Origin of the sequence: Streptomyces milbemycinicus (assembly GCF_002154605.1) — a bacterium.
GTDB lineage: Bacteria > Actinomycetota > Actinomycetes > Streptomycetales > Streptomycetaceae > Streptomyces > Streptomyces milbemycinicus.
The window spans coordinates 1-7,835 of sequence record NZ_MUNE01000415.1 but is presented as its reverse complement, the minus strand read 5'-3'; the positions used below and the strand labels follow the sequence as shown (position 1 = coordinate 7,835).

The 7,835-nt window shown below is 72.8% G+C and carries 6 protein-coding genes; 1 reads left to right on the top strand and 5 read right to left on the bottom strand.

Going from position 1 to position 7,835, the window contains the following annotated elements; genetic code table 11:
• The coding region (locus tag CCN51_RS58075; protein ID WP_425444782.1) for a helix-turn-helix domain-containing protein at positions 1-169 on the bottom strand (169 nt) is incomplete at its 3' end.
• A 166-nt stretch (positions 170-335) separates the two neighbouring features.
• Here CCN51_RS58075 and CCN51_RS31305 point away from each other — a divergent pair.
• Positions 336-3,965, top strand: a complete 3,630-nt coding sequence (locus CCN51_RS31305; RefSeq protein ID WP_086860369.1) for a S41 family peptidase — start codon at positions 336-338, stop codon at positions 3,963-3,965.
• 49 nt (positions 3,966-4,014) lie between these two features.
• Here CCN51_RS31305 and CCN51_RS31300 read toward each other — a convergent pair whose 3' ends face one another.
• The 4 genes from CCN51_RS31300 to CCN51_RS31285 all read right to left on the bottom strand — a co-directional run bounded on the left by CCN51_RS31300 (position 4,015) and on the right by CCN51_RS31285 (position 7,790).
• Entirely contained in the window at positions 4,015-4,230 is a 216-nt protein-coding gene (locus CCN51_RS31300; protein ID WP_043490402.1) for a hypothetical protein, read from the bottom strand.
• An 82-nt stretch (positions 4,231-4,312) separates the two neighbouring features.
• On the bottom strand, positions 4,313-5,203 hold the full coding sequence (locus CCN51_RS31295; protein WP_043486982.1) for an SDR family oxidoreductase: 891 nt from the start codon (positions 5,201-5,203) through the stop codon (positions 4,313-4,315).
• Complete coding sequence (locus tag CCN51_RS31290; RefSeq protein WP_014176992.1) at positions 5,200-6,210, bottom strand: alpha/beta fold hydrolase; 1,011 nt, start codon at positions 6,208-6,210, stop codon at positions 5,200-5,202. Before CCN51_RS31290 ends, CCN51_RS31295 begins: the two co-directional genes overlap by 4 nt.
• Positions 6,207-7,790 carry a flavin-containing monooxygenase gene (locus tag CCN51_RS31285; protein WP_055413950.1) on the bottom strand — a complete coding sequence of 528 codons (1,584 nt, stop codon included), beginning with the start codon at positions 7,788-7,790 and terminating at the stop codon, positions 6,207-6,209. The genes CCN51_RS31290 and CCN51_RS31285 overlap by 4 nt, the downstream gene beginning before the upstream one ends.
• Positions 7,791-7,835 lie beyond the last annotated feature (45 nt).

Below are 7,835 nucleotides of genomic sequence, written 5' to 3'. Positions count from 1 at the left end.
TCTTCCACTGCCGGTAGAGGGTGGCCTTGCTGGAGTGGGTACGGGCCGCGACGGCGTCCATGGTGAGCGCGTCGTAGCCGACCTCGGTGAGGAGGCCCATGACGGCTCCGTACAGCTCGCTCTCCCGCTCGGGGGACAGCCTGCTGCGGCGTCGGTCCAGTGCCTGCATCGCGCCCTCCTTCCCGAACATGCGAGCGTCACGAACGAAACGGTTTCGTACACCAATAGCGTAAGCGCAGTTCCTCGTGGCACTGTACGAAACGAGCCCGTTTCGCTCGTGGGATGCGTCACAAGACCGAGTTGCCCTGAAGGGGCCGCCCCGGAAGGATGGTCAGGTGAGCGATGCTCTGTCGAACGCGTCGGGCCAAGGCGACGGCGCGTATTTCCGGTTTCCGCACCTGCACGACGACTTGCTCTGCTTCGCCGCCGAGGACGACCTCTGGGTGGCGCCGCTGGCCGCACCGGGAGAGCCACCCGGCCGGGCCTGGCGGCTGACGGTCGACCGCACCCGCGTCGGGCACCCGCGCTTCTCCCCCGACGGTTCGCATATCGCGTTCACGACCTGGCGCAGCCTCGACCCGGAGATCTATCTCGTCCCGGTCGACGGCGGCGCGGCGCGCCGCCTGACGTACTGGGGCGGCGTCGACGCCCGCGTCTGCGGCTGGACACCCCCCGACCAGGACGGCACCTCCCACATCCTGGCCGTCTCCTCCCACGACCAGCCGCTCTCCCACTTCTCCTGGGCCTACAGCCTGCCCACCGACGGCAGCCCCGGCGGGCGGCTGCCCTGGGGCCCGGTCTCCGATATCGCGGTCACCGAGGTCGACGGCGAGCGCCGCACCCTCCTGCTGACCGGCACGCCTCCGCACGAGCCCGCTTCCTGGAAGCGCTACCGGGGCGGCGCGACGGGGCGGCTGTGGCTGCACGGCACGCGCCTGGTACCGGAGTTGAACGGACACCTGGCTTCGGCGATGTTCGTCGCGGGCCGGATCGCGTTCCTCTCCGACCACGAGGGCATCGGCAATCTCTACTCCGTTCTGCCCGACGGCTCCGACCTGCGGCGCCACACCGACCACACCGACTTCTACGCCCGCCACGCCTCGACCGACGGCTCGCGCATCGTCTACCAGTGCGCCGGCGACCTGTGGCTGATCGACGACCTGAGCCCGCGCGCCGAGCCGCGTCGGCTGGACGTACGGCTCGGCGGGGCGCGCACCGGGCGCCGCCCGTACCAGGTCCCCGCCTCCTCGCACGTCAACTCGCTGTCCGTGGACACCACGGGCCGGGCGAGCGCGGTATGCGTACGGGGCAGCCTGTACTGGCTGACCCACCGCGACGGCCCCGCCCGCACCCTCGCCGACACCCCGGGCGTACGGGTCCGGCTGCCGGAAATGCTGGGCGACACCGGGCGCGTGGCGTATGTGACGGACGCCGAGGGCGAGGACGCCATCGAGATCGCGTATCTGCCGCGCGCGAGCGGTCCGCGGGAGCGGCGGCGGCTGGCGGTCGGCCGACTCGGGCGGGTGCACGAGATGGTCGCGTCGCCGGACGGGAAGCGGCTGGCGGTGGCGGCACACGACGGGCGGCTGCTGCTGGTGGACACGTCGGTGGACACGTCGGTGGACGCGGCAGAGGACGCGTCGGTGGACACGTCGGCGGACGGCGCACCCGAGGCGGAGGACACCTCGCCGGACAGCGCGGCCCAGGCGGAGGACACCGGACCGGACGCAGCGGCAGACACCTCCCCGGACGCGGCGCCGGACCCCGCGCCCGACCCCACCCCCGGCCCCTCAACCTCGGCCGAAATACCGGACGTCGACGAGGTCAGCGAGTTGATCCGGTCGACGAACGGGCCAGTGCGCGACCTCGCGTTCTCCCCCGACTCCGGCTGGCTGGCCTGGTCGCACCCCGGCATCGGCCGCTCGCTGCGCCAGATAAAGATCGCCCGGCTCGCGGACCGTACGGTCGTGGACGTGACCAGCGGCCGGTTCGAGGACGAGGAGCCGGTCTTCACGCGCGACGGCCGGTATCTGGCGTTTCTGTCCTGGCGCGGCTTCGACCCGGTCTACGACGTGCACACCGGCGACCTGTCCTTCCCGCTCGGCTGCCGCCCCTACCTCGTACCGCTGTCCTCCGCGACCCCATCCCCCTTCGCGCTCTCCCCCGAGGGCCGCCCGGCAGCGGGCGGCCTCGACCTGGACAGCGCGTACACGGGCGGCAGCGACGACGGTGACGGCGAGGCCGCCGAGGGCAAGGTCACGATCGAGGTGGAGGGCCTGCCGAGCCGGGTCACCGCCTTCCCGGTGGCCGCCTCGAAGTACTCGACGCTGTGCCCGGTCAGCGGCGGCGGGCTGGTGTGGCTGCGCTGGCCGATCTCCGGCGCGCTCGGCGAGACCTTCGCCAACCCGGCCGAGACCTCCTCCGGCCCCACCCTCGAACACTTCGACCTGGTCAAGGCCAAGCGCACCGAACTCACCGACGACCTGGACTGGTTCGCGGTCAGCGGCGACGGCACCCGGCTGGTGGTCAACGACGAGGGCGATCTGCGGGCGGTGCCCGCCACCGAGACCGCCGACGGCGACGCCACCGTCCATATCGACATGCGGCGCATCCAGCACACCGTCGACCCGGCCGCCGAGTGGCGGCAGGCCTACGACGAGGCGGGCCGGATCACCCGCGCCTACTACTGGGAGCCGGGCATGTGCGGCGTCGACTGGGACGGGGCGCTCGAGCAGTACCGTCCCCTGGTCGAACGGGTCGCGTCCCCCGACGAGTTCGCCGATCTGCTGCGCGAGGTACAGGGCGAGCTCGGCACCTCGCATGCGTACGTCATCCCGGCCCGCCGCAACGAGGGCCCGGCCCACTACCAGCGCCCCATCGGGCTGCTCGGCGCCAACTTCGCACGTACGAAGGACGGGCGCTGGATCATCTCCCGCATCCTGCCCGGCGAGTCCTCCGACTCCCGGGCGCGTTCACCGCTCGCCGGCACCGGCATCCGCGAGGGCGCCACGCTCACCCATGTCGACGGCCGCCCCGTGGACCCGGTGGCCGGCCCCTTCCCGCTGCTCACCGCCGCGGGCGGGACGACGGTCGAGCTCACCTTCCAGCCCGCCGAGGAGGCCGGAGACAGCGGGGCCGGTGACAGCGGCGCCGGTGACAGCGGGGCCGATGGCAGCGGGGCCGATGGCAGCGGGGCCGATGGCAGCTCCGCCGACGGCGACGGGGCGGGTCCGCCGCGCCGCGTCGCCGTCCAGCCGCTCATCGACGACCGGCCGCTGCGCTACCAGGACTGGGTGGCCAAGCGGCGCGCGGTGGTGCGCGAGTTGAGCGACGGGCGGTGCGGCTATCTGCACATCCCCGATATGGGCGGCTCCGGTTGGGCCCAGTTCAACCGCGATGTGCGCAGCGAGATGTCGCTGCCCGCGCTGATCGTGGACGTACGGGGCAACGCGGGTGGCAATATCAGCGAGCTCGTCGTCGAAAAGCTCACCCGCACCATCATGGGCTGGGACCTGACCCGCCACGCCGAGCCCGTCTCGTACACCAGCAACGCGCCGCGCGGCCCGATCGTCGCGGTCGCGGACGAGGCGACCTCCTCCGACGGCGACATGATCACGGCCGCCTTCAAGATCCAGGGCATCGGCCCGGTGGTGGGGTTGCGCACCTGGGGCGGGGTGGTCGGCATGACCGGCCGGCACCGGCTCGGGGACGGTACGTCGATCACGGTGCCGATGAACGCCGCGTGGTTCGACGCATATCGGTGGGGGGTCGAGAACTACGGCGTGGAGCCGGACATCGAGGCGCTGCGCTCGCCGCTCGACTGGGCGGAGGGCCGCCATCCGCAGCTGGGCGTCGCGGTGCGTACGGCGCTCGACCTGCTGGAACGCCATCCGGCGGCGACACCGCCCGACTACTCGGACGTACCGGACCTGCGGCGCCCGGAGCTGCCGCCGAGGAGCGGCTGAGCGGAGCACGTGGGGCGCGCCCATCGCGCATGGGGGCGCCCCACCGAGGTCACATCTCCTCGTAGGGCTCCTGGTCCTCGATCCCTTCCTCGCGGTCCCGCATCGGGCGCTGCTCACGGCTCTCGCGCGGCGGCTGCTCACGCCGCGGCTGCTGCTCACGCTGCTGCTGAGGCTGCTGGCCGGGCTGCGCCTTCTGACCCTGGTCGTCCTGCGCCTTGCGCCTCGACTGCCGGGCCTTCTCGTTGAACTGGTCCTTGCTGGCCATCGTGTCGCTCCTCATGAGGTGGCGGAGGATGGGCCCGACCAGCGTGACATGCACGGACATCCCGCGCATGTCGGCCCAGAAGTCAATCAATCCCCCGCGCCTTGTTGTCCGCCTCGCCACCGGCCCCCGCCAGCCCGGCCCGCTGCTCGCGCGTCGCCGCGAACCGGGACTCGAAGCGGCGCACATCGCGCTGCGCGAAGGTGCCGATCAGCGCGGGCAGGGCGCCTCGTACGGGCTGCATACCGCGCAGCCACCACTGTCCGTACACATGCGCCGACCGGCGCTCGATCCCGGCCACCAGCCGGTCGACGGCCGGGCCGAGCGGACAGATGCGGTTCACCGGCCAGGGCAGCCGCCGCCGGAACTCCCACAGCACATCGTCCCGCTCGAAGCCGCGCACCATGTCCGTATCGGTGAAGCTGAGGTAGGCCACGCCGACCCGTACGCCGCGATGGCCCACCTCGGCCCGCAGACAGTGCGCGAACGCCTCGACACCGGACTTGGACGCGCAGTACGCGGACATCATCGGCGAGGGCGTGAGCGCGGCGAGCGAGGCGATCTGCAGCAGATAGCCGCGGCGTGCGATGAGCGCGGGCAGGAACGCGCGGGCCGTGGCGGCGCTGCCCAGCAGATTGACCTCGACGACCCGCCGCCAGACCGTCTCGTCGGTGTCGGCGAACGGACCGGCCTGGGCCACTCCGGCATTGGCGACGACGATGTCCACACCGCCGAAGCGCTCGACGACCTCCCCGGCCACGCGGGTCATCGCCTCTTGGTCGGTGACATCGGCGTGCCAGTGGGCGGACTCGGTATGCAGCCCCTCCGCCACCCGCCGCAGCCCCTCGGGCTCCAGCCCCACCAACGCCACCTTGGCCCCCCGCGCGGACAGCTTCCGGGCCAGCGACTCCCCCACGCCCCGCGCCGCGCCCGTCACGACGGCGACCCGGCCTTCCAGACTCCTGTGCCCACTCATGTCGTCGGCTCCTCGACGGTGTCGTCGTCCGTGGCGCCCCGCGCGCCCTGCCCCGTGCCTTGCGCCGCACCCTCGTGCCCGTACGCCTGCCCGTACGCCTGCCCGTACTCCGCCACCAGCCCGCGGATCACCCCGCTCACCGCCGCCGGATCCTCCACGGGCGCCATATGCCCGAGCCCGTCCAGCTCCGTGAGGCCGACGCACCGTGGCAGCGAAGCCGACAGCGCGCGGGCGTGGTCCGGTGGGGTCAGCCGGTCGGCCGTGCCGGCGAGCACGGCGGTGGGCAGGGCCAGCCGGCCGACTTCCGCGTCGAGATCGAGGTCGCTCATGACCCGCCCCCACGCGGCCCGTACCGCCCGTGGGCAGGCGTACACGATGCGCGCGCACGCCTCCACCACGGCAGGGCCCGCCGCCGGGCCCATCGTCACGTACTTGAGCAGCCGCCTGGAGACCGGTGTCACCGGCCCGAGCGGCGCGCGCGAGCACAGCAGCGCGCGCTGCACCCGCGTCCGCAGGCGCTCACCGCGCAGCGGTACGACGCGGCCCCGCACGGGCAGCCGTGAGGCGCCGGTGTTGCACAGCAGCAGGGCCGTCGCGCGCTCGCGCAGCTGTGGCCGGTCGGCGGCGGCCATCAGCGTCATACCGCCCATGGAGTGGCCCACGACGACGGCCCGCTCCCCGGGCGCGAGCGTCTGGTCGAGCACCGCCGCCAGGTCGTCGGCGAGCGTGTGTGTGCTGTAGCCACCGGGGCCCGCGGCCGGGCTGCGGCCGTGGCCGCGCTGGTCGTACAGGACGAGCCGGTGGTCGGCGGCCAGTTCGCGGACGATCGGCGCCCAGAAGGCGGTCGAGCAGGTCCAGCCGTGCACCAGCACGACGGCCGGGGCGCCCTCGGGCCCGTGCAGTTCGGCGTGCAGGCGGGTGCCGTCGGAGGAGATGACGGTCAGTTCGCTCACGGCGACGGGCGGCGCGTACGGCCCAGTGGCCTGCCGCGCCGAACGGCGGCTCACCGGGCCTCCCGCCCCACGCCCACACCGACACCGCTACCGCCACCGACACCGGCACCGACACCGACACCCACGGCATCCGGCGCGGCGCCGGGCCCTTCCCGCTCCGGCCGCAGCACCCGGTACTCCGTGACGTCCACCCTCCGCGTCACCCTGCGGAACTCCGCCGTCGTCCCCGGCCACACCGTCGTATTGCGCCCGCCCTGCAGATACCAGCTGTCGCAGCCGCCCACGTTCCACACCGTACGGCTCAGCCGCTCCTGCATCCGGTCGGTCCACGCCTGCACCGCCGACGGCCGGGCGTCCAGCGCCACCTTGCCGCCCAGCACGTCCAACTGCCGCATGTAGTCGACGAGATACGCCACCTGCGCCTCGATGATGAGGATCATCGAGCTGGTCCCGAGCCCGGTGTTCGGTCCGATGATCGTCAGCAGGTTCGGAAAGCCCGCCGCGCTGGTGCCGCGCAGCGCCTCCATACCGTCCCGCCACTCCTCCGCGAGCGTCGTCCCGTACGCCCCGGTCACCCGCCGCGCGATCGGCATATCGGTCACATGGAAGCCGGTCCCGAAGATGATCGCGTCCGCCTCCGCCTCCGTACCGTCGGCGGCGACGAGCGTCGAGCCGCGCACCTCCTCCAACCCCGCCGCGACGACGTCGACATGCGGCTGGGCGAGCGCCGGGTAGTAGTCGCCGGACAGCAGGACGCGTTTGCAGCCGATGCGGTAATCGGGCGTCAGCCTGGCCCGCAGGGCCGGGTCCTGGATGGCCCGCCGCATATGGCGGACGGCCATCCGCTCCACCAGCCGCAGCGAATCGGGCCGCTTGGTGAACGATCCGGTCTGCAGCTCCCGCACCCCCCACAGCACCGCCCGCCGCAGCGCGCTCGTCGCCGGGACCTTGGTGTGCAGCCAGTGTTCGGCGGCGGAGATACGGCGGTCCATACGCGGCAGCACCCAGGCCGGGGTGCGCTGGAAGAGGGTGAGCCGGTCCACCTCGCGGTGGATGGCGGGCACGATCTGAATGGCCGAGGCACCGGTGCCGATCACCGCGACGCGTTTGCCGCGCAGATCGTAGCCGTGGTCCCAGCGCGAGGAGTGGAAGACCCGGCCGGGGAAGCCGGCCAGGCCCGGGATGTCCGGGATCTTCGGATCGGAGAGCGGGCCGGTGGCGCTGACCACGACATCGGCGGTCAGCCCGCCTGACGCGGTGTCGATCTCCCAGTGCAGCGCGCGCGAGTCCCAGCGCATGGCCCGCACCTCGGAGTCGAAGCGCAGATGCGGCCGCAGTCCGAACGTATCGGTGACGCGCTCCAGATACGCGCGGATATGCGGCTGCCCGGAGAAGTTGCGCGGCCACTCGGGGTTGGGCGCGAAGGAGAAGGAGTACAGATGGGAGGGCACATCGCAGGCGCAGCCCGGATAGGTGTTGTCCCGCCAGGTGCCCCCGACCGCCCCGGCCCGCTCCAGGACCACGAAGTCGGTGATCCCCGCCCGGCGCAGCCGTACGGCCGCCCCCAGCCCGCCGAATCCGGCTCCGATCACCGCCACCCGTACGTGCTCTCGCGTCACCTCAGCGCCAGTCATATGGCCGCCTCCCGCAACACTCGGAACCGTGCCAGCAATTACTGG